Below are 22,045 nucleotides of genomic sequence, written 5' to 3'. Positions count from 1 at the left end.
CGGGACAGAAGAGAGCTATTTTGAAGACTACACAGGCGGTATCGTGTCAATCGTTTGCAACGAGACCGGAACAACCGTCTATGAAGAAAAAGTAATATAGGCATTTCAATGCTGACCTATCGGCATGACGGGGAAACAAAATGAAAAACGAAAAAATGAAAGATTTGTTGGTTAACTTTGGTGAAAAGACCATTAGTGATGTTTCCATTGTCCGGGAAGAAGAGTTGAGAGAACATGTCATGATGTATTTTTGTGATGTGATTTGCGAAAAGGAAAAAGATGGATATGTACCTTCTTTTCAAGCTCTTCCTATTCTTGTATATCCTGATGGAACTGTCTTTACGTTGTGGGATTGGCAGGGTGCTTATCCTGCGAATGGTTCCGAAGTGGCTGACTTCGATTGGCAGTTGGAAACAACCGGGACGAAAGCAATTATTTTGGATGGTCTCCCGCGCGTGTTAGGTTAGTATTGAGTTGTACAAATTTCATAAACCATTAAAGCTGACCTATCGGCGTGACGGGGAAACAAAATGAAAAGGTACAAGTTTATTATTAAATTGTCTGATGGTAATGAAATTCAGGCTGCCTCTGTCGGCAATAGCCGTGATGAAGCCGTAGAGCGTCTGTTAGCTTTGCCACAGACAACGGAGTTTATCGGTTCAGCGCAAGTCATTGATGCCGTTCTTGTTGGCGAGGAAGCAGTACGACCTGTTCCGGCTGACCGTTTCGTATTACAGAGAGCAACTAATCCCGGTTGGTGGGTAGTCGGAGATCCGGAGGGTATGCTTGTCATAAAGTTTAAAGAACATGACTTCAATGGTACACGGAAAATCACCTATCTCAAAGATACGTCTTCCGCCGCGTCGGCTGAAGCCGGTGTCCTTCGGGAGATACCAGAGTGGTTGCAGCTATATCATTCCGAAGTGCTTTAAATGGGTGTACAGGCTTTTTCTCCTTAAAAAATTGTTTAATCAACCGTAAATTAGTATATTTGCTGTCTAAAGATAAGGCAATTATGAACAAACAAGAATTTTTAGATATATTGGAAGAGCACAAGGAATTGGGCTTCCAAAAACAGATAGACTATGAAAAGTTCTATCTCTACTCAATCGTGACCCATTCAACTGCTATCGAAGGCTCGACGATGACCGAGGTGGAGAACCAGCTGCTCTTTGACGAGGGTCTTTCTGCCAAGGGTAAAAGCATCATTGAGCAGAACATGAACCTCGACCTGAAAGCTGCCTACGAAAGAAGCATGGAAATGGCAAGGGAACACACACCTTTCTCCATCGATATGCTGAAGGAACTGTCTTCAATCGTAATGAGAAGAACCGGGGGGATATTCAATGCACCTGGCGGTGTATTTGACTCGTCAAAGGGAGATTTACGTCGGGTAAACGTTACGGCAGGAACTATGGGAAAGTCTTATATGAATTACCTGAAAGTCCCACAGAAGTTAGAAGATTTCTGCAAGGAAATGAACGAAAGACGGGAACAGCTGTTAAAGAACCCCGATGTATATGAGCAATACCGTTTGAGCTTTGACGCACATCTGAAGCTCGTGACAATCCATCCATGGGTAGACGGCAACGGCAGGATGTCGAGGTTGATCATGAATCATCTTCAGAATGAGTTTGACCTGGTACCCAATAAGGTATTGAAGGAGGACAAGGCCGAATATATCAACGCCTTGGTGAAGTCAAGAGAGGAAGAATCAAATACCCCGTTCCAAGACTTCATGTTCCGGGAGCACGCCAACAACCTCCAACAGGAAATCGAGAACTATAAGTTATCCATGGAAGATGAAGAAGAGGAGGAAGAAGAACAGAAACCTCGCCGGCATTTCCGCAGATAAAGAATAAAATGAAGGGTCATCTGAACTTTACAGTTCAAGTGACCCTTTCTCATGTAATAAAAACAAAGGAAGAATTTATTTGGAAGACTTCCTGTTGCTCTTCCTATGGGCTGTTTGAGTGCCTTCTTCCTTTTTGAACTCTGTCTGGACAATCTTTATCATATTCTTTACCTCTTGGTCTATCCGCTCAAAGTTGGCATATAGAATACGCTCCTTGGAGTCTTCAGAATCGAAGTGGTAGAATTTCGGGATAGGATAATTGCTGTAGTCTGTTTCCTCTGCCTTGATCTGTTCCATGTCAAAAGAGGTCTTGCAAAAGAACTTGGTGGTTCTGAACTCTTCAGCTGTCTGAATATCCATCGAGTCCCGTCTGCCAGTCTTCGTGACGACGAAATCCCGGGCAGTCTGGCCACACAGCCATCCGGAAGCCATATCACTGATTTTGGAGGCAGGAACAAGGCTGTCCATATTCTCATTGAGATTGATGGATGTTCTGTCTCTGTCAATGGTAATGCCTTTTTTGAGTTGTACGACCTTTCCGAAGATGTCGCCCGACAGCCAATCGAGCGTTTCTTTTGAGCGTGCAGAGCCGGAAACGACATTACCTACGGTGGTAATGATCTTATCCTTTCCAACCTTTCCATAGTCTGCTTCCAACTGCGGCAGTTCCTGAAAACCTAATGTCACAGCAACCTTATTGCTTCGGGCGGTTCCTATCAAGCGGTCTATCTTATGGAAGTAGAGTGTCGGCAGCTCATCGACAATGATGCTTACCGGGACATTCTTTCCCATACCGCTGTTGACACGGGTGACAAGACGGTTCAGAATCAGGGCATTGAGTGCTCCAATGATGCTCTCCATTTCCGGGTCATTGGCAATAAGCAGATAACTTGGATGTCGGGGATCTGACACCTTCAAATCAAAATCGTCCCCACTAAACACCCAATAGGATTCCTTGGTGGCCAAGCGTGAAGTCTGCACACGCAACGTACCTATCATACCTTCCAACTGCTCCATGGCACCATTGTCAAAGGCAGTCATGAAAGGCCCCAAAAGCGGGTAGACTTCCGGATCGGTCTTCAATACTTCAAAAATCTCATCATAGGAGTGGTTCAGGAACGAGAGCACGTGAGGCATGTCAGAATACTGACCTTTCCAATAGGCCGGTTGCACCTGGTATTCCTTGTTGCCAATCTGTTTCGCATCATTGAAGACTCTTCCTGTCAACCGCTTATGGTGAGTCTCCTTATCCTCACCATATTCGGGGAAGAGTTCATTGCCGTTCTCGTCAAAAGGCTTCTTGTTATAGTTGACGAAAAAGAAGATACAGGCTGCAAGGAAGTTGGTGGCGGATGTCTGGAAGAACTGGTCGGAACCGCCACCGGAAGTCTTCTGTCCCTTTTGAAGGGACTCAATAAGTGTCTCCGCTGTTTCCTGTGCTGCAGCCAAATTTGCAATGTACTTCTGCTGGATAGGATTGACGCGTGCGCTGTACTCAATATTGACAAAGTTAATGATATTGAAGTTACAGCCTTTTGGCAGGTTACCTTGCACCTGATTTTTCCTATAATGATAATAGAGCTTGGTTGCAAGCGTCGGGAACTTGTAGTCATAGACAACCATTGCAAAACCCTTGGCCGAATGCTGACGGATATAAGGCTCTATGACAGAGAATGTCTTTCCGGAACCGGGCGTGCCCACAACCCATGTGCCTCGGAAGGGATTGACAATATTGATCCAACCCCTCCTGAACTTGCCCTTGTAGTAGTAGCGCATAGGGATATTGACGGAATACTTGTTCTCGACAAGCTCTGTTGTCTGCTCGAAACTTTCGTTTTCAAAGTTGAACCGGTCTTTGAGCATGCCATCCTTGAAATATTTCGATACATTGTCAAGAGCAGTATGGACAAGTATTGTCCCTATGACAGACACGGCCATATAAACCCACACATTGGCTTTCAGGATCCATAACCTGACATGCCAATCACTGTTATAGACAAGCACAGAAGCCACTACTAAGCCAAAGCCGATGGCGAGTGGGTAGAATACCATCTTGCGCGCATCGAACTCTATCTGTTTCTTGTTCTTTGTGCCTATACAGGTGATGATTACCAGCATGAGCGTAACCATCTTCGAGTAGGGCAGGAACTGATACATGGACAGCACCCCGAGCCGGTGATGAAAACTGTTCACGATACCTCCTAATCCGCTCAATGCGGCCGGATCCAAGGCATACATGAAGAACTCCAAAAGGAGTGATACATATATGGTTGTCCTGAAAATACTGTACGTTCCCTGTATTTCTTTACTTTCTTCCATTGCTTTTAGTATTTAACGCCTTTGGCATGTTTCATCCAAGTCTTCAGGCAATCTTTTGTTATAGATCCCATCTTGCGAGGCTGGTATTCCTTTCCGGTTCCTTTCAGGTCATACCATGAATCCATGATTGTTGTGTAATGTATCAAACGGCTTAGATTACGGAGCTTCCTGTTGAGCGTACGCAAGTTCAGGCGGATGTTGTCCATAACTTTGAGCCGTTCATATTGGGTCATCTTGGCATTCTTGTCCTGATCTTTTTTCAGCGGCAGAATCTGCTCGATGTCTGCTGCGAGTTTCAGACCGTTCTCGATAATGTCAGTATAGATGTTGTTCTTTGACTGTGAGAAAGCTACCGCCAGGACATTAGCCGGTTGCCGCACGACAATACCCTTGACAACTTTCACGTTTTTCATTGCTTCATCCACTTCCGTGTAAATACCGTATATGTCGGCAGCCACGGTCAGTATGTCATCAAAGCTGTTAAGGTAATCGTTGAACTGACGTTGGAAGTTCGTTGTCGCTGCCACTTCCTCTTTCAAATATTTGTGTCCTGTAAGGTTTCCTGCCAACAAAACATCTTGCGCCTTTAAGGCTTTCTTTGCCTGTTTGGCATAAGTGGCAAACATCCCGGCCCTGACACCATCCGGCCCATTCTGTGCAAACAGGCTTATGGAAAGGGAAAATCCTAAAATGACGCTGATGGCTGCCCGCCTGATGCTGTTCATTGTCCCCATGGTTTATGTGTCTGTCTGTATTTATAAAACTTGGCAACATTGCTGATTGCCCTGCACATCCGCTTGGACGATTCCTTGGCCAGCACCTTGTTGCTCTTGTTAATCTTACCCGTGATGGCCCTGTTCCACACATCATCTAAGGAGTGCATTGTGACACTCACTGACAACAGCCGGAGTTTTCTGTTCAACCGTTCTAAATTGTTTGTCAGATTCCACAGCATCTGCGTCCTCTCCGCACCGTTGAGCATATTGCCTTCCCCTCCCTTGGCAATTACATTCTTCAATGCCCTGTAAGTACGGATAAACTCTGTCACCGTCTCCAAATAGAGATTGTTCATCGACAGGGAAGCAGCAATTCCTTGGGGATTGATTCTACATGCCGTATGGACTTCCCATAGTGCCGTGAGCGTCTGCATCCCGTCGGCATAAAGGGAGGTGGCAGCTTTTATGGCGGAAGCATATCCGGAAGCTGTCTTCAAATAGGAATTGTATTTTTGTTCCCACTGTTTCATCTTGGTATTGGCCACCGTCATGGCTCCCTGCTCCACAGCAAGGGCCGTCATGGCTTTTGACTGCTTCTTTATCTGATTGTCAATAAGTGTTTCTCCAGAAGCAATAGCCGCATATTCAAGCGGGTTGGATTGAGATGCACCTTGTGCTGACACAGTCATGACTCCAGTAACGAGAACAGTCAATAAGAAAATGCACCTAAGGCCTGTTTGTAATCTCATAAATACCTTTCCTTTTCTTGTTAAACTCCACACGTTTGCGTATCTCGCTGACAATATCCACCCTTGCCTTGATGCCTATCATATCCAGCTGGGGATTGTTCCTGTCTCCGGAATAGATGGTTATGGTCTTCAGACCGAAGAGCTGCTGGGGCAACGACTGGTGCTGCCGGTAGTCGACGACACGGTAAAGCTCGATATAGTCCGTTGAGTGGGAGAGCACACCGTGAAGGGTGATTAGCTGCTCCCCTGTCAGGACATATTCGATCCTTGCCATATAGACCACTTGAAAAAACAGGTAGAAAGTAAGAAACAATGCCGGCCATATCAAAAGCTCATGGAAACGAAACTCCATAAAGCTGCTTATCCAATAACTTGCCAGGCACAGCAAGATTACCGGCAGTTCATTGATGCAGAACTGCCCCCAATGGGGACGGATGGTCACCGTTTGGAAGGGCATAAATTCATGATTGAACATGTTGCGGACGTTATTGATGATTAAATGCCCATTCCCCTGCCTTCCGATGGCCCTCTTCTTAGATGTTCACTCTCTGACTCGTAAAGGGCAGCAGAGACCGCTTCGGGAGAGGCTACACCGGGCTTGGAGAAGACATTTCGGCTTGCATAGAGTTCAGGGCGGGGACGTGGCTCTGCCATGACAGAACCGACAACATCCATTCCCACGGAGACGGCAGCAAGGATAGCAGCTCCCAAGTTGAAGCCGTGGCCCGCTTTTGTCTTCATCTCCACTTCGGGGAATATCTTATCGAAGAGCTTCATGCGCTGGGTGTCGTTGATGGCGCGGAACTTGTCGAAATCTTTTTGGGTGATCTCATGGGAAAAGACATTACCGTCTATGACGGCGGTCATCTTGTACTTTCCTTCTATGACCTTGCCTTCTGCGTCACGCAAGCGTTCCACGGCAATATCTCCGACTTCGGTTGCCCTGCCATGGCCGCCGCTTCTGACCCATTCTTTGTTGGGCTTCAAGTTCTCCAATGATTGTCCGTTTACGCCGGCTTCTCCTTTAAGGGCAATCTTTACGTTTTCTCGTAATTCAGCCAAAGTGGGTTGAGCTTTTCCATCTGCCACCAATTTCGCTTCGCCTTGGGTGACGGCTTTTATATCTGTCCCTGACAGGGCTGTGGCCTTGATATGTTCCGTATCCTTAAAGATCGTCTTGTTCAACGCATCTGCCATACGCTCATTGTATGGTCTTCCGGCACCGCTTTGCAATGCGTCCTTCATATCTATATTCTCCGAATAAGAAGACACGCGTCTCTCTGCGGTGGAGAGGGGCAGCCGGATTTCTTTGACAACAGACAAAGGCTGCTTGTTTTCATCGGTTATGGGAATGATGGTGGAAAGCAGCTTTGCCTTGCCGTCATCATCTGCATTCTTGAAAGCAAGATACTGCTTTTCGGTAATCTTATATGACCACATACCAATATCCTTGCTCTCCCGCATATTCAGTATATAATTGCCGGAGATCTGATCCTTGTAGGCCATCGCTCCTGTAATTGCAGCGGAAACGTTGTCATTAACAAGGTTGTAATGACCGTTCAATACGGCAACACCGTCTGCATCCTCAATCCTGCCTGAACGCACAGGATCTTCCAAGACACCGTTGGACGCGTCCTTTATCTTGACTTCATCAAACACCTTGTCGAACAGTTTCAGGCGGTACTCGTCATTATAGTTGATGAACTTGATATAGTCCTCCTTGGAGATGTCATGTGACATCACCTGATTGTTGATTACGGCAGTCATGCGAAACGTAGTCGCACTCTTGCCGTCATTGACGGGCGACACCTGAATCTCACCGACAGAGACGGCACGTCCGTCCTTTACCGGAAGATAGAAACCTTCGTTTGGATTAAGGCCGCGTCCGTCGACGACACCGATAGAGTTCCAGCGATCTAAGAAACCGCTTCGATAGTCCTCGCGCATGTCTTTCATGTCTATGATGTCAAGTTTGGATGCCATGTATTGATTGGCTGCTTCCTGATGAAGCCCCAGCTCTTTCTCCACTTCGGGTTTCAGCTTGATGTCTACATAGTCCTTGCTGTTAAGCATCTCTACGGTTATCTTATCGGTAAAGTCTTTTCCTATGACGGCATTCAGGATGGCAAGCCGTTCATTGACAGATACACCATCCTTGTTGTGTACACCCTTTTTGTCGCTGTACTTGAATTTTTCGTTCATGAGTTTCTTCGTCTCGTCAGGGTTCAGCTTGTATTCAAGGTTGGTAGGAACGGACGCAGACTTGATGGTCAGCAGATTTTTCTTTTCATCTATGACAATACCGTGCGAAGACAGTACCTGCTGAAATTTCTCTGACGACATATAAACCGGTGAACTGATGGAATTAAGGGGAACGGACTGTCCTTTCGGACGTTCCACCTTGGGAAGCTGCTGTTCGCTGATACTCATGGACTGAAGGACGTCCTGTTTCTGCTTCATACCCTTGTCATAGAACCCATAGGCACCTGTTTTCATCTCTCCGGGACGCAAACGCCCGCCAGGACGGTCTATAACGACAGGTGCGCTGTTGGCATAAAAAGGTCTTCCGTCTATGCGCCTGATGCGCCCACCATGGGCAAGTCCCATCAAACCGTCTATGATGCTGTCAAATCGCCCGTATCTCGGCCCTTCAAAAGGGTAAAAGATACGCGGTTCTCTGTATCCATATTCTCCCGGGGCAAGCCTGTGCCCGTCAAGTCCCATGTTGACAGGACTGTTGGCATTGCGGGCTGCGACAAATGAGCCAGGGATATAATAATCTTCCTTAACGATGCCGACAAAGGTGTTGTAGGCCTTCTTGTCCCATGCGGATGTACCTCCGTTCATCAGGTTCTCAACCTGTTGTTGGTCGAGAGGATAACGCCTGGGTTCGGATGAATTATGGGACAAGGTGACAAGTTCATAATCACCGGTCTGTGTCATGGTGATATGAGCCTGCATGCCGTTGGCATTGAGAGTGTCTTGTAGACGCGGTGAGATGTCCGTTACACCATAGTTGGTATTCTTTCTTAAAGTGGCCATATTATTCTGTTTTAATTCTTCTTACTTTTGCTTATACAGGATCACGCAGGTGTGGCGGTTGGCTGTATAAGGCTTATAAAGATTGATACCGCCCCTGGTTGCCCCGGTCATCTTCGATTTCGGAACACCGGCGTTTATCAGTAGCTTGGCAATATAGCGGCAGCGTTTGACAGAGAGGCTTCTGTTGTGTTTGGGTGTTCCGGTCTTGCTGTCTGCGGAACCTACGACACGCACTTCCAAGTTATACTCCTTGACAGCAGCTGCAATCTCCTGAATGTTGACCAACTGCTGTTTGTCGACAAATTCCGTGGTATTACGCTTGAAGAAGAACAGGATTGGAGCGTCAAACCGCGCAATGTTCTCATCGTCATTCCCGGAAACGCTCTCCGTATTCCCATTGGCAAGTCTTTCTTGAAGTGATTTAAGGCCACTGTAATTATTGCGTGGATAGGGAGTCAAGTCGGTTATTATCGGATGCTGCAATACATCTTCATTCGCTGACACCAACTTGTGTTTTTTGACTTTCCAGCCTAAATGTCCAATCCCGATGGACAAACCGATACTTCCCGAAAGGAGATTGTCTCCCAAACGGCCTTTCTCTCCATATCCGTCAAAATCACGACGGGTTGTCGTTCCACCAAGAGAGGCAGAGATGCTGATACGCTCACTTAGGCTGCAAGTTCCCAAGATGCCGTAGGAAAAAGCAAAGGAATTTTTCTTCAACTGATGATGCCTGATAATTCCAGCTCCCATATAGGGACTTATGTTCCATTTTGCCGGCTTCTCAAAAGAGGGTCGGAAGAAGGAAGACACGTTAAGAAGTAGGTCTGCATGATAGCTGCCGAAGGACTGGGATGCACGTTGGGAGTCGACAAACTTAAAGCCTTGATAGGCCAGTCGTGTCCCAAAATATGGCGAGTGCCATTTCCCTATGGAAAGTTCCAACCCCACCTTGGTTCTACCGTTAAAGTCCGTGTGTGAGACGGGATCTCCCAAGAAAGAGATAAAACCGCCCTGCGCGGAGACAAACCAATTGTCGCCCAAACCTGACAGTTTATATTTTGCCTGACCGTCTATCGGACTTGGCAGGCCTGTCGGATGACTTGCAGAGCTTGTCGGAATCTCATGCCGGGAGTTCACATAGAATCGTTCATCATTACCGTACACGACCTGTGCGTGGATGCCATGCCCTATGAATGTAAGGGCTGACAATAAAAAGAAGATTTTTTTCATTATGCTTTTTCTTTGTTTATACACATTATATCGTAATTATAGCCGTTCAGCGGCTACGTCGTAGAGGTAGAGCTTGTGCTTCATGATGATGCGCTCGCATTTCTGTACATAGTCCCTTGCCGTGGCATATCCGGCAGACTTGATGGAAACGAGCCAATTGTGAAAATCCGTGGAACTGTATTTCCAACACTGCTTATAGCGATCGCTCATCAACAGTCTTGAATGATATTCCATGCTGGCTTCCGGAGAGGCAAAATTGCAGAATTTTTCATTAGGGCGATCATCGTCATGGACACTGTATGGAAGTCCGCTGTCCAGCCAGTTCCTGTTGGCCTTGATGCCGAAGTAATTGGATCCTGCCTGGGCCAAACTGCTGTTTCCCCAACTGCTTTCAAGTGCCATTTGAGCAAGGATGACGGAAGCGGGAATGCCGTATTTCTGCTGTTGTCTCATGGCGGCATGGGCATATTTCTTGAAAAATGCGTCAGGAGAAAGAAGAGTCTCCTCGCTGACATGGAGAGCAGTAATACACTGCAACTTTACGTCTCTTATGTAAGTAAGGAGGTTATAGGGGTCTTCGAGCCGTCCCCTTAACCGGCTGGTGATATGAAGGTGTGGCCCCGTCGAACGACCGGAAGAACCGCTGACGCCAACCGGGTCTCCTGCATAGATTCTCTCTCCTTTCTTTACCCAGATTTGAGAAAGATGACAATAGCTGATGGTGTAATCACCATGACGCATGATGATGTAATTGCCAGATCCGGAGTCATAGCCAATATTCGCAATGTAACCGTCAAACATGGCAAGGACTTTTTCATAATGAGCTTTCAAGTCCAAGCCACAGTGTTCTTTTTCCTTGCCGGTGAATGGATCTTTACGAATACCGAACGCAGAATTGATCTCGACACTTTGTAAGGGGAAACTGACACTAAGGTATTTGTCTATCCAGTAGTCCTGATGATTGGCATCGGTGGTATTCTTTTGTGCATGACAAAAGAGACTGAACAGACTCAAAACAGCCATGAAGATATGTCTAAAATGTATAACCATTTACTCGTATTTTATGATTACAAAAATAAAATAAACCGTTTTAATAGGGGGCTCGAAAAAAAAGGAAGTCTTATATTAACATTTCAAAAACGAAAAACGCCGTAAAACCGCCCAAAAACGTTTTGAAAATGTTAATATAAAAGGTTTATTTTTTTGGAGAACGGACTTTTCAAGTAAGAAACTATCTTTGCAAAAACAATAAACAGGAAAATTATGAGAACAACTTTTGAGGAGAATGAGATACCATACGAGAAATTTGCAAGTATCGGGCTGTCTCAAGAAATGGTGGATGACCTGCCTGAAATGGTGATGAAAAAACTATTGGAGGGACATTGGACTCCAATTTTGCCCATCAGTGTGGACTTGGGTGACGGTGTACAGAGAACGATTCAAGCCCGGCTTAAACTTGAAAGAAGAAATGGCACTGTTGACATCCTGATTGCACCGAGAAGTGAAATGGCTGATTTGGAGGACTTCACGCCCGAGGAACAGAACACGCTGCGAAGCGGAAAAATCATCATAACCAAAATGCCGGGTAAGGAACAGTGTTTCGTACAGCTTGACGACAAGACTAACAGGGTTTTCTATATTCCCGTTTCTTTAATGGAGGATAATCTGGCTTCACTTCAAAACGAGATGGAACTTTCCAATGAGCAAGTGGCACAGATGTGTACAGGCAATGTTATTTCAATAGACAAGCAGGAAGGCCAGTTCACATTCGGACTGGATTTCCTCGCTGACGGTGGCATCAAGGTGATAAGTGGTGACAGGGAGGAATATGACAGTATTGCTTCCCGTGAGTTGCCTACATATAATTTCGGCATCTACGGATGTTGGGTCAAGGAGTCGGACAACTCTTTCAAGAACTATGTTCCTGAGGAGGACTATACAGAAGAGATGCAAAAGGAGTTCTACCACTTGGGGGATGAAAACTCACAGAAAGCGGAGCAGAGAAGCAGAGGTATGCACAGATAATCTTAAAGTTTCACAATATGGCAAAAGTAGTAAAGGGGTTGATTGATAAACTCGACCGTGAGGAAATAACAAACCTGCAGTGTATCACAATGCACGGCAAGGAAATGGTAGACGACTATAAGGAGTGGTGCCAGGTACTGGGCTTCGATGAAGGTGATGAAGACGGAGCGGAACAGTTCATCAATGAGCTTCGCTATGGTGATGAGCCTGATGATAACGACTGGCCACAAGAAGTGTGGGATAAAATCAACGAGGTTTCCAACGAGGCGTTGGAAAATGCTGATATGACCGATGGTAGTAACCAAACCAAGGAAAGCAATATCTCTTCAGTGGAACTGTTTCAAGAGTGGAGAAAAAATAAGGTTTTACTTGCTACTTTAAAGAACTCTGAAGAAGCGGTGAAAATTACTCTTTGGAGATACCTTCATCCAGAAGGAGGGTTTAAGACCTGTGCAAAAGCAATCAACACATCTAAAAATACAGTAAAGAAATGGTGGAATATCCGTTATTTCATTGACGGTGCCATTGCTGATGGTGGTCACGTACATCCCATAAGACTCGAACATGATGTCATCAAACGGACAATCCTTCAAGCTGTTGAAATAGCGGAGAAAGAATGAATAAAACAAGACGATAAACTTTAATTAAATAATGTCAGAAGGCGGTTTGCAGGGATGCAGGTCGCCTTTTTCATTTAATCATCCCAATTTTAATTATGGCGAATTTGCCATAATTAAACATGAACCGGGACTGATTATTGATAGTCCTATGTCAATGCCGATTGAAGGACTTGGCCTGAAGCTGCGTCTGATTGTTCCAAGATTCTCTTGGTGTATTCAGGATTGTTCTCTAACCTCTCTCTCCATATCCGGGAATATTCGGGATTGGTGGCATTAAAACGGCAACTCTGGCTGATAATACCACTACCCAGATGAGAGACGAGATTCTCAAAGAGATAGGTGTCCAGACGGAGCGTATCGAAATCAACTTCACGGGTGCTTTCCACCATGGTCACGGCCAAGTCACGGTAATAGTCGTCCTCGGTTTCAAAATTGCTCTTCGGGGCTATATGGATGACCTTCTCGGCATAATCATAGACAGAAAGGCCGGGGACTCCATCAAACTTCAACGCTGTTTTACAAAAGCCGTCAGCGTCGAGGAACTGATACCCAGAAGTCTTCTTGCGCTCTGTTGCTATCATATTCAGTTTGAGAGACTCATAGGAACGCCTTTGGGTAACGGGAAAGGTGGTCTGTGCAATGTTGTACACCCTTGACGTTCCGTTCTTATGGAGGATAAAGAGGCTCTTGGCATCTTGAAGAATACCGAGTTCGTTCGCTCTTAGCTCCTCTTCAGTAATGAAGAAAGGAAGCTCAAACCCCTGCTGTTCTGTCCATAACGCAAGCATGATGGCATTCGGCCCGGTATAAACAGTGCCTTTGATATCTCTTGGTGTCAACATCTGTTTTGAAACCCAAGGGTTGTTGTCATTATCAAGCTGCTTTTTAAGTTTTGCACTTAACAGCTTTCCATAAACACGATAGGCTTCCCTACGGAGCATTTCTGCTGTGTGCCACCTGCCTTTGGAAGATGGTTCAATCCGGATATAGCCTTCCGGCATCTGACTTTTCTTAGGTTCAATTGACGGGGCTTCGTCAACTTGCTTGGGCATTTTGATGCCGTCATCACTTTTAGCAATAGGTTCTTGAACGCTTTGAACTTCATTTTGATTGTGGACTAAGGGCTCTTTATCCCTTACTTCGGTGGATTGCGGAGCTTCTATAACTTTGACTGCTGATGCAGGGACGACCGTTGCCGTCTCCGCGCTTTGCTTCACCCTGAAAATTGAGGTGATATGCTGCCATAACTCATCCAAAGTATGGTAATTGTCGCCAGTATTATAAGCTGACAGCCCTTGATGGATGTTATTTAGCCTGTCCTGCAATATATCCTGGACTTTTTCGTCCGTTGTTCTCTGAAGGTCGGACTTCAATCCTGTCAGTAGTTCATCCGAACGGCGTATGACTGCTTTTAACAGGGTTATCCTGTCTTCTGAAGAAAGCGTCACGGTTTCCAAAGTATCATTGTTGAAGGCGACTATTGTGTCCGAAGCCTTTGCCGTTACACGGTCTATCTCTATGCCGTTTATCCGGCAAAGAGGATACTTTCCGGAAGAGAGCACTTTGTCTCCACAAAAGTCTTTGCCGAATATCCTGACAAAGGTCAGCAGTTCCTGACTGGCATCCTGCTCACTTATCGTTTTATCTATATAGTCCAACACGTCGACAAACCGGTAGGAATCATTGGAGGTAACCAAAAGTGAACTTTTACTAATGGATACTTGGGGATCGAAGTCTATCTTTATCCCATTCCCTGATAGGGCCCATGCCATGGGGACATAGTCTTTTCCTTCCTCTTGACGTATAGAGATGGAACTGTGGGCAGGGAACATCCCCTGACAGATATTGCTCCGTCTCATCAGACAGACTAACTCTGTAAACTTTTCCTCCGCCATGTCTCTTGCGGTGGCTTCATCGTTCCATTTGCGCTGCCCCTCTCCGCCAAGGGCTGTCATCTCCTTGTTTTCAAGAAGCGGCTTGAACTGTTTGTATGAAACTGTTTCTTCTGATTCATGATGGTGGCTGATCTTGTTGTAATGAAATATGGACAAAGCCAAGTCCTCACCGGACTTGTCAACAACGGCTTTAATCCATATAAAGTGCTTACCGCCTTTTCGTGAAGCGGTCTCATTCTGTTTCTCATCCACAAAGAGGTTGCCCACTAAACTTCTACAAGCTCTTGCCTCTATCATTCTTACAAAAGCGGCATCCATTTTATAGCCATCCAGCTGTAATTGGTAAAGACGGTCTGCCTGTTGGTCTATGCTGTCAGGCGTTGCCTCCGAGTCTATCCATGTGCTCATCAAACCGTCCTGCCATTGAACGGCCGGGAAAAACTGTGGGTTGTTCCTGTCCTGCTCGTTGGACTTGGATCGTGCCCATAAGCTCATTTGCAAAGCCCAACTCTGAAGACGGCTACACTGCTCTTGATTCTTTGCAAGGAAACACAGCTCTTCCTGGGAGAAGAAATGGTTGGGCGGGAATGGCTTTAATTTTAATTTATCATGGTCATGTCCTTGTTTTTCGCCTTTACCGTTATCGTGCTTTTTGCCAAATATCTTACTCCAGCCGCCTAACAGACGGTTGCCGAAGATTCCTGCTGGATTGTCATTTTCACTCATATACTTGTTAGGTTTTTGTACGGAATAAAATCACCGGCCTATAAAGACTTGAATGATCAACGCTCTATAATGCCGGTGTTCATGTAAACTTCAATGTTATGGCAACTATTCTTTCTGTGTGGCAGTCAACTCCCAAGGCTCGATACTGCTGGTACGGCACTCGATGTTGACATTGCCTTGATAGATATGGAACTGCAACTCTCCTTTTATTTCAACATAGGCCTCGGGCTTGAAGAATTCCTGCTGAATCGAAGTCGGAGAGAGGAAGCGAACCCAAACCCAGCCTTTCTTTTCTCCATCCTTGTCTTGCGACACGCCGGAAAAGGTCTGGAACTTGTGTCCGTTTCTGTTGGTACGTTCCGTAATATCCCCCTTTATCTTACCTTTGAAATCGATAGACCCTGTGAGCGAATCTGCTTCGGTGGACTTGACGATTTCTATTCCTTCATCGGTACGGAGGTTGTAATACGTGCGGTCGTCTATCCGTCTGATATAGAGTGTACCGTTCATTCTCACCCTACGCCCGGTGGAATACCGCTCGGCAGTTTCCTTATTGCCGGGAGCGGAAACAAAGACTTGGAGCTCCGCGCCGGAACCATCACTGCCGGCAATGGGGATGGTGATACTGAAAGAAATGAAGGACTTGCCGTCCTTACTTTGTTTCTCTACTGCAGAATTGCTGATGATTCCGCATGCTGTGACATTGCATTTAATCATATTACTCGTTATTTTTGTGAATTGTTTGTCTAAGTTCGCCGAATGGTGTTTGTCTGCTGCTCTTCGGGGAGTTCGGAATCGAAGTTCAAAGAGGCTGCCTGGGCAAGCCGTTTGACATTGATACTTTCCCTGTCCCTTCTAAGGGTGGCAGCTTCTTTTGTCTCTTTGTTTTCTTTTGCCTCTTTGGAGGTTTGGGACTCACCCATGTCTTCGTCTCCCTGTTTCAAATCTTGGGCAAGCGTCAGAATGCTCATGAAAAGGGTTGAGATAAGATTGGAGATAGGATTTCCACCGGACAGCCCTGAACTATCGCCATTCTTGTTCATCAGATATTCCAACCATCTGTTGGGATCGTCTGATTTGGTGATATTGGCAAGCAACATTTGTGTTTGGATATCCATAGGATGCCCTTCGATACCGGTGGCCGAAGCATTGTTGTACGCCATTTGAGAGGAATAGCGTGCCGCTAAGTTCTGGCCGCCTTTGTTCAATACTGCCGGGAGATTACCGCGGAACGAGAGCTCGGCAATGTATTCTGCCGGATCATAACTCTGGAGTGTTCCTTGGGCATTATAGAACTTGGTCTCAAAATGGAGGTGTGGCCCGGTAGAGCGGCCTGTATTACCGGAATAGCCCAGCTGCATCCCTGCGTTAACGGTATCACCGACCTTCACGCCAATCTCGCTAAGGTGCATATAGGTACACTGAAGGCGGCTGCCGTCAGAACGGTTGTATTCCACAGTAATCATGTTACCGGCTGCACCATTGTTGGACTTGGCGGCAACGACCTTGCCATTGTCTTCTGTTCCATAAATGGGAAGATATTTGCCACCGGTGCTAAGGTCTATGCCGCCATGATGGTGTCCGGGACGCGTTTCTCCATATTCTCCCGTTACCTTCAGGCCCTCTAAATTGATGGGCATACACCAATGTCCTTGGAGGGGCGTAAGGAGAATGCCGGCAGGACTGGTTCTTATTTTGTCGGTCTGACGACCTCTCATATAGCCTATCTGCAATCCTTGCTGCTGTGCATTCTGTATGGCGAGACGGTCGAATTTGTCTAAACCATAGTCGCTGATAATGCTCTCGCATTTCTGCACATAGTCCCTTGCCGTGGCATAACCGCCGGCCTTGATGCCTTTTATCCATCCTAAGTGATCTGTACTGTCCGTGGGACAACGACGCAGATAGCGGGGTTGGAGTAAGGTGGCAGAGTGATCGCTAAGACTTTGCCCCACGTTGTCGTAGGAACGAAAGGCTTCATGCGCCCGGTCATCGTCATAATAACTTACCCTGCCTGTCCACGACGAACCTTTCTTGATACCGAAGAAATTGTTGTCGTTCCGGGCCAGGGCAGAGGTGCCCCATGAACTCTCGATAGCCATCTGGGCGAGAATGACAGAAGCGGGAATGCCGTACTTAATCTGCTGCTCCATGGCATAAGGAGCATATCTGTTGATAAAATCAGAGGTGGATATGGCCATGTTTCTGGTAATGTGTCATGTCTGATGATTACTGCATTATTCCTTATCTGCGAAAGGCACTTTCTCTCCGGGTGGTCTCCGCCTCCTTTTCGGTAGCCGTTTCAGAAATCGATTCTGAAGCTCCTTCTGCAGTTTTCTCTTCTGCACCCTGTTCCTTTTTAACGGTTTCTGTCGAAGTTGACCGTGCTGCCATACTTGTGGATTGCTCCTTCTGCACGTCTTCTTTGAGTAAAGGAGCAAAGACAACAGCGGCGACAGCTTTCTTGTAGGCTGACATGTCATCTGCCAACCACATCTTGTCCCACTGTGCCTTGGAGATTTCTTTCTTCATGAACTTACCGTCAATGGTGGCCATGACATACTTCTTGCTTGGGTCTTCCCTGTCTTTCGTAATAGTCGGACGCTCTATCTTGCTCATGTCTACATTAGAAACTTTGGGCATGATAAGATCTACCTTGATTTCAGGATGCTGCTTGGCAACGGAATAGTATTTCTGTGCAAGGGCATTGTGTATATCCATCTGTTTGTCCGTTCCCCTGACATCGAAGTACAGCTTCTTGTGGGTGTCATTGGGATAGACGGAGAACGAAGGCTCGTTCTCTGCCTTGAAGAAAAAGGCATACTGTCCCTTCTCGTCACGGATAGGCATGAAAATCTCAATCTTTGGCAAGGCTGCTGCCGCAATCTGCGGTTTCACATCTATATCTCTATGCTGACTGAACTCATATTGTCTCAACCGGCCTACGGAAACGGTCTTATCCTTATAGTAGTCGTCAGGCTCTTTGAGTCCTAAAGCACCACCGGCATTATAGAACTTGACATCGGTGATACCCTCGTGTCCTAATGCTATCTTGATACGATCTTTGCGAATGCCCGAGATCTCTACGTTGTCTTCAAGAGAAGCCCCTTCAGGAAGAATGACATCGGCTGAACCTTTTGCCGTATCTCTGACAATGACGATTTCTTTTGAATCTATATCTGGGAGCTTAGCCAAATCGGTGGAAATCTGATATTGTCTCTCACTGACGGCCAAGTCTTTCAGGGGCAAATCCTTACGAATATCTTCGTACTTGACAATCTGCTTCTGCATGTGCTTATCGATGGACTCGACGGCATTGTTGACATCTTTCTCCAACAGTCCAAGCAATTTGGGATTTTCCTTGATCTCGCGTTGCCAATAATCGATATGTTGCATACTTTCTTTTGAAAGGCTTGCAGGAAGCCCCTGACGTGCCATCAGGATTCCGGCAGATAGGTCTTGAACAAATCTCTCGTATTTCGCATCGTCGTTGGGGAGGAGATTATTGCGCCCCAGGCGGTCTAAACGCTGCTCGCTGCCTGTGGCTGCTACAATGGCACGGTAAATGTCATTGGCTTTCGCAATGGCGGTCTGCCGGCTGTTGCCGCTATCCTTATCCGTCATGCCGCTGACAATGATCTTGTCGGCTTGCTTGTCGTATTCTGCATCTTGTAGCACCATGACGCGTTCATAGCCTATTCCTGCGGACTTGGCTACGGTCTGGGCGGTTGAATAAGCCTTGTTCAACACGTCCTTTTCGTTGGCTACTCTTCTTATGAGTTCCGCACTGTCGAGGTTATCGGCAACGACAACCCACTGCTTGGCTTGAACGAGCTTTGGCAGGTAGTCGTCGATTCTGTCAAGAGGAAAACCCGTGGACTTGATTTTTTTGCCATCGACCTCTGTTTGACCTACCGGTAAGCCTAATATCTTACCTGCTCTGGTGGCATCATTACCGTAAATTTGATACTGGTTATCGTCACGCGCAACGACAATGGCCGTTGGATGGTTTGATTTCAGCTTTTCGGAGAACTTTATCATACTTGTCACGCCCCGTTCGGAGAGTTCCTCATACTTGGCATCGGTCTCTTTCAGCAAATCACGGTACATCTGTTTGCCGGTCATAGAGGTCTGGTCAATATTGAAAATCTGCTGGGTCTGACGGCTATGGTGCTTGACATAGAGCGACTTCTCATCCTCGGGAAGTTTCTGATATTCACCCTTGGTGATAACCTCTTTAGTAGCAATATTCTGGTAATCCCAACGCGTCCAATTGAAAGGGAGTGCCTTCTCATTACTTCTGACAGAATCGCCCGCATCCTTCAGCTCGTCGAAATAGGCATAAACATTGGAACGGTAGCCCTTCTGATCGGACTGAAGGTTCATCATCAGATTGTTATACGGAGTAATTGGTGTCTTTGCCCAAAGAAACTCTGCGTTGCTCTTGCCAGCCTTGTTCATCCACACGCCTTTGTTGCCCTTTGCCAGTTCCAAGGCTCCAAGCAGCAAGGCGGCATGCAGGAATATCTTGGACACTTGACCACCATCCTTGTCGTTTTTTCTATTCTCTTCCTCACGCCGTCTCTGTTCCTCGACTTCACGGCGACGCTCATCCTCTGCCTTACGGGCTTCATCGGCTTTCTTGACAGCCTCTTGCTTGGCTTGTGCTGCCTTCTGCCTCTTTTCATTCACGGCGGTTTGTTGTTCTTCGACGATCGGGGCGGCCATCTTTTCGGCTACACCCTTGGATACATGGTTCGTTTCCATAATATGTTCAGCTACACCGGCTAAATCGGTTTGTGGGTTACTGTCTTCGGACAGAGAGATGTTCTCTGTCGCGTCTTCTTTACTTTCCTCCATGCCAATTCCTTTGGCTAAAGCTTCAGAGAGATCATTATAATCATCGGCAGAGTTGCCGGGGTTACGGTCTGGGGCAATATGTCTTTCCTGTGACTCTCGTAATTCTTCAGCCTTTTGTTCTTTCATATCTCCAATATTTTGATTTTCCAGCTCGGATGCAACAGCTTGTCTTTGGACTTCCAAAGGCGGTTGTTCATGCCCGGAATACACGGCAGGCGGAATGATGGTAGTCTTCGCTTTCTCGGAGAACAGAAACTCATCGCCATATGCGGCGGCTACGTTGGCATTATAAGCTGTAATGACCTGCTCCGCCTGCCTTATACGCTTTGCTATCTGTCTTGTTCTTTCATCATCAACAGAAAACGGATATTGTGCATTGATACTACTCCACTGCTCCGTAAGGTCATATAGGGTCTTACCCCTTGTCTTTGTTTCCGAAAGTTCTTCATCAAGCCCCTCCAAATTGCCGGCTTTGAGGGGAGTCTGGTTCAAGGCGATCCGCTGTTCGTCAACTTTTTCTATAATCATATCCGAGGCTTTGCCTACGTCAGTCATGATGGTTGTAATGGTCTCGGGCTTGTCCCTAAGTCTGCTTAACCATCCACTTAGATAATTGGCGTTGTTCTCCAATATTTTTCTGTCAAAGCCCATGGTGCTGCCGACAAGGGCAGAAGTCATTTCTGCGATCAGTTCCTCATGGGCGTAGTTGTCTGTCCCTTGGGCACCGAATTTCCTGTCAAGCCGGCTCTCGTGTCCTGTCGAGTGGGCCATCTCGTGCAAAGCTGTGGAATAATACTCCATGCCGTCGTGATAGACTTCTTCAGGAGTTTTCCCAAGTTTGAACTGTTCTTTCATCGGAAGAACAATAGTATCCGTCGATGGGCGGTAAAAGGCCTGGTCGGCAGGTTTGTCATATTGTATATTGGCATGCCACGCCTTTTGCTCGAACATACGGTCAAGGGCTTCGTTGACATACATCCCCTCGGTGTCTTTGACCTCTTGTTCGGGTGTTTGGAAACGTGCTACAATGGCATCATACCTCTTTTTATTGACCTCTTCAAGGTTGGTCTGGTCGATGTTGAAGACATGAAACATTTTAGGGAAAGGACGAACGTCCATCGTGGCACGCTCTTCCTGGGACATGGCGTTATAGTCTTCCTCTGACACCTTCTTGCCGTTTTCATCTTTGATGGATAAGCCCCACTTGAAGATGGGAACGGATTTCTCACCTGACTTGACATGGAGATTCTGCTCCTTGGCTTGCTTAAAGGTCATATAGACGGGTGTCTTGTATCCTTTCTCTGCCGTATTGAACATAAGAAAAAAAGAGTTGCCACCGGAATACGTCCGACCGCTGATATTCTGCGGTAGTCCCTGAATGGAACCGTTGACACCCATCCAACCTTTCTTCCAGTTGTTGGCATTGGCTTTCTTGATGATCTTAACCATCATGTCTGCGAACTTCTTCAGAATTTCATCTGACTTATTCTTTCTTCCAACGGAAGAGTTGCGATGCTTGTATTCAGTCTCGGCCATAATTTTTATGATTATTGATTGTTACAAAATAAGCGACTTAATGTCAAAAAAGCATCCTCAAAAAAAAGAAACTCTTATATTAACGTTTTCAGAACCTTTTTTCAGCATCGTGGCGGTTTTTGTGTTAAAAATGGCTCTTGTTTTTTTGCGCAATCCAAGAAATCTGCCCTACCTGACTCTCTTTTGTTGGTCCTTCTATAACTAATCATATAGTAGCAAGGCGAGAATAAAAGGCTGTTCCTTGAGTCAGCCATGCGGCAATATGTATATATGTATAGCCGTATATATGTATTGGTAGCTATAAAGCAATATGTCTATACGTATTGAAGACACATATTCTGATTTACCTGCGGTGCTTATTTTACATTTAATTTTATCTATCTTTCCATTTCCGTTTCTGATTTCGACCTCACTTTTCGTCCGCTTGTAGTCATCTTCGACTTTTATTCTGCAAAGGTATCGCAGGCAG

Annotated in this window: 17 protein-coding genes; 6 read left to right on the top strand and 11 right to left on the bottom strand. The window is 46.2% G+C overall.

The window, feature by feature from the left end; translation table 11 throughout:
* The first annotated feature begins 140 nt into the window (after window positions 1-140).
* The 3 genes from K334_RS0112215 to K334_RS0112205 all read left to right on the top strand — a co-directional run bounded on the left by K334_RS0112215 (window position 141) and on the right by K334_RS0112205 (window position 1,855).
* Window positions 141-467, top strand: coding sequence for a hypothetical protein (locus K334_RS0112215; protein ID WP_027445040.1), 327 nt, complete (start codon window positions 141-143; stop codon window positions 465-467).
* Window positions 468-530: 63 nt separating this feature from the next.
* Complete coding sequence (locus tag K334_RS0112210) at window positions 531-932, top strand: hypothetical protein (RefSeq protein ID WP_025881726.1); 402 nt, start codon at window positions 531-533, stop codon at window positions 930-932.
* 83 nt (window positions 933-1,015) lie between these two features.
* Window positions 1,016-1,855: a Fic family protein gene (locus K334_RS0112205; protein ID WP_027445039.1), complete on the top strand. Its 840-nt coding sequence runs from the start codon at window positions 1,016-1,018 to the stop codon at window positions 1,853-1,855.
* Window positions 1,856-1,930: 75 nt separating this feature from the next.
* Here K334_RS0112205 and K334_RS14030 read toward each other — a convergent pair whose 3' ends face one another.
* The 4 genes from K334_RS14030 to K334_RS0112185 are packed head-to-tail and all read right to left on the bottom strand — an operon-like array spanning window position 1,931 to window position 6,039.
* A complete protein-coding gene (locus tag K334_RS14030; protein WP_025065685.1) occupies window positions 1,931-4,174 on the bottom strand; it encodes a type IV secretory system conjugative DNA transfer family protein in 2,244 nt (747 codons plus the stop codon).
* Window positions 4,175-4,179: 5 nt separating this feature from the next.
* Complete coding sequence (locus K334_RS0112195; protein WP_025881732.1) at window positions 4,180-4,899, bottom strand: hypothetical protein; 720 nt, start codon at window positions 4,897-4,899, stop codon at window positions 4,180-4,182.
* Window positions 4,896-5,639 (bottom strand): hypothetical protein, encoded by a 744-nt coding sequence (locus K334_RS0112190; RefSeq protein WP_025065684.1) that lies wholly within the window; start codon window positions 5,637-5,639, stop codon window positions 4,896-4,898. The genes K334_RS0112195 and K334_RS0112190 overlap by 4 nt, the downstream gene beginning before the upstream one ends.
* Window positions 5,617-6,039, bottom strand: coding sequence for a PH domain-containing protein (locus K334_RS0112185; RefSeq protein WP_371441332.1), 423 nt, complete (start codon window positions 6,037-6,039; stop codon window positions 5,617-5,619). The genes K334_RS0112190 and K334_RS0112185 overlap by 23 nt, the downstream gene beginning before the upstream one ends.
* Here K334_RS0112185 and K334_RS15340 point away from each other — a divergent pair.
* Window positions 5,974-6,138 (top strand): hypothetical protein, encoded by a 165-nt coding sequence (locus K334_RS15340; protein WP_232209192.1) that lies wholly within the window; start codon window positions 5,974-5,976, stop codon window positions 6,136-6,138. The two genes, K334_RS0112185 and K334_RS15340, sit on opposite strands and share 66 nt — an antisense overlap.
* Here the strand turns inward: K334_RS15340 and K334_RS0112180 are convergent.
* From K334_RS0112180 to K334_RS0112170, 3 genes are read right to left on the bottom strand one after another with little or no spacing between them, the layout of a single operon-like run.
* Window positions 6,135-8,681 carry a hypothetical protein gene (locus K334_RS0112180; RefSeq protein ID WP_025881736.1) on the bottom strand — a complete coding sequence of 849 codons (2,547 nt, stop codon included), beginning with the start codon at window positions 8,679-8,681 and terminating at the stop codon, window positions 6,135-6,137. The genes K334_RS15340 and K334_RS0112180 overlap by 4 nt on opposite strands.
* 21 nt (window positions 8,682-8,702) lie before the next feature.
* Window positions 8,703-9,914 carry an OmpA family protein gene (locus tag K334_RS0112175; RefSeq protein ID WP_025881737.1) on the bottom strand — a complete coding sequence of 404 codons (1,212 nt, stop codon included), beginning with the start codon at window positions 9,912-9,914 and terminating at the stop codon, window positions 8,703-8,705.
* Window positions 9,915-9,950: 36 nt separating this feature from the next.
* Window positions 9,951-10,937, bottom strand: a complete 987-nt coding sequence (locus tag K334_RS0112170; protein ID WP_238319106.1) for a glucosaminidase domain-containing protein — start codon at window positions 10,935-10,937, stop codon at window positions 9,951-9,953.
* A gap of 240 nt (window positions 10,938-11,177) precedes the next feature.
* Here K334_RS0112170 and K334_RS0112160 point away from each other — a divergent pair, with 240 nt between their 5' ends.
* Window positions 11,178-11,939: a DUF4099 domain-containing protein gene (locus tag K334_RS0112160; protein ID WP_025881739.1), complete on the top strand. Its 762-nt coding sequence runs from the start codon at window positions 11,178-11,180 to the stop codon at window positions 11,937-11,939.
* 17 nt (window positions 11,940-11,956) lie between these two features.
* Window positions 11,957-12,559: a hypothetical protein gene (locus K334_RS0112155; RefSeq protein WP_025881741.1), complete on the top strand. Its 603-nt coding sequence runs from the start codon at window positions 11,957-11,959 to the stop codon at window positions 12,557-12,559.
* 146 nt (window positions 12,560-12,705) lie between these two features.
* On the opposite strand, the gene K334_RS0112150 is transcribed toward K334_RS0112155, so the two are convergent.
* The 4 genes from K334_RS0112150 to K334_RS0112135 form a co-directional block, all read right to left on the bottom strand.
* Window positions 12,706-15,180: an ArdC-like ssDNA-binding domain-containing protein gene (locus K334_RS0112150; RefSeq protein WP_027445038.1), complete on the bottom strand. Its 2,475-nt coding sequence runs from the start codon at window positions 15,178-15,180 to the stop codon at window positions 12,706-12,708.
* Window positions 15,181-15,285: 105 nt separating this feature from the next.
* Window positions 15,286-15,897, bottom strand: coding sequence for a hypothetical protein (locus K334_RS0112145; RefSeq protein WP_025881742.1), 612 nt, complete (start codon window positions 15,895-15,897; stop codon window positions 15,286-15,288).
* 29 nt (window positions 15,898-15,926) lie between these two features.
* Window positions 15,927-17,381: a glucosaminidase domain-containing protein gene (locus K334_RS0112140; protein WP_025881745.1), complete on the bottom strand. Its 1,455-nt coding sequence runs from the start codon at window positions 17,379-17,381 to the stop codon at window positions 15,927-15,929.
* A gap of 43 nt (window positions 17,382-17,424) precedes the next feature.
* A complete protein-coding gene (locus K334_RS0112135; RefSeq protein WP_027445037.1) occupies window positions 17,425-21,576 on the bottom strand; it encodes a zincin-like metallopeptidase domain-containing protein in 4,152 nt (1,383 codons plus the stop codon).
* Window positions 21,577-22,045 lie beyond the last annotated feature (469 nt).

The organism is Segatella baroniae DSM 16972 = JCM 13447 (assembly GCF_000426585.1).
Taxonomy (GTDB): Bacteria; Bacteroidota; Bacteroidia; order Bacteroidales; family Bacteroidaceae; genus Prevotella; species Prevotella baroniae.
Note: the sequence above shows the minus strand (reverse complement) of the source record. Positions and strands in the feature narration are given on the sequence as shown.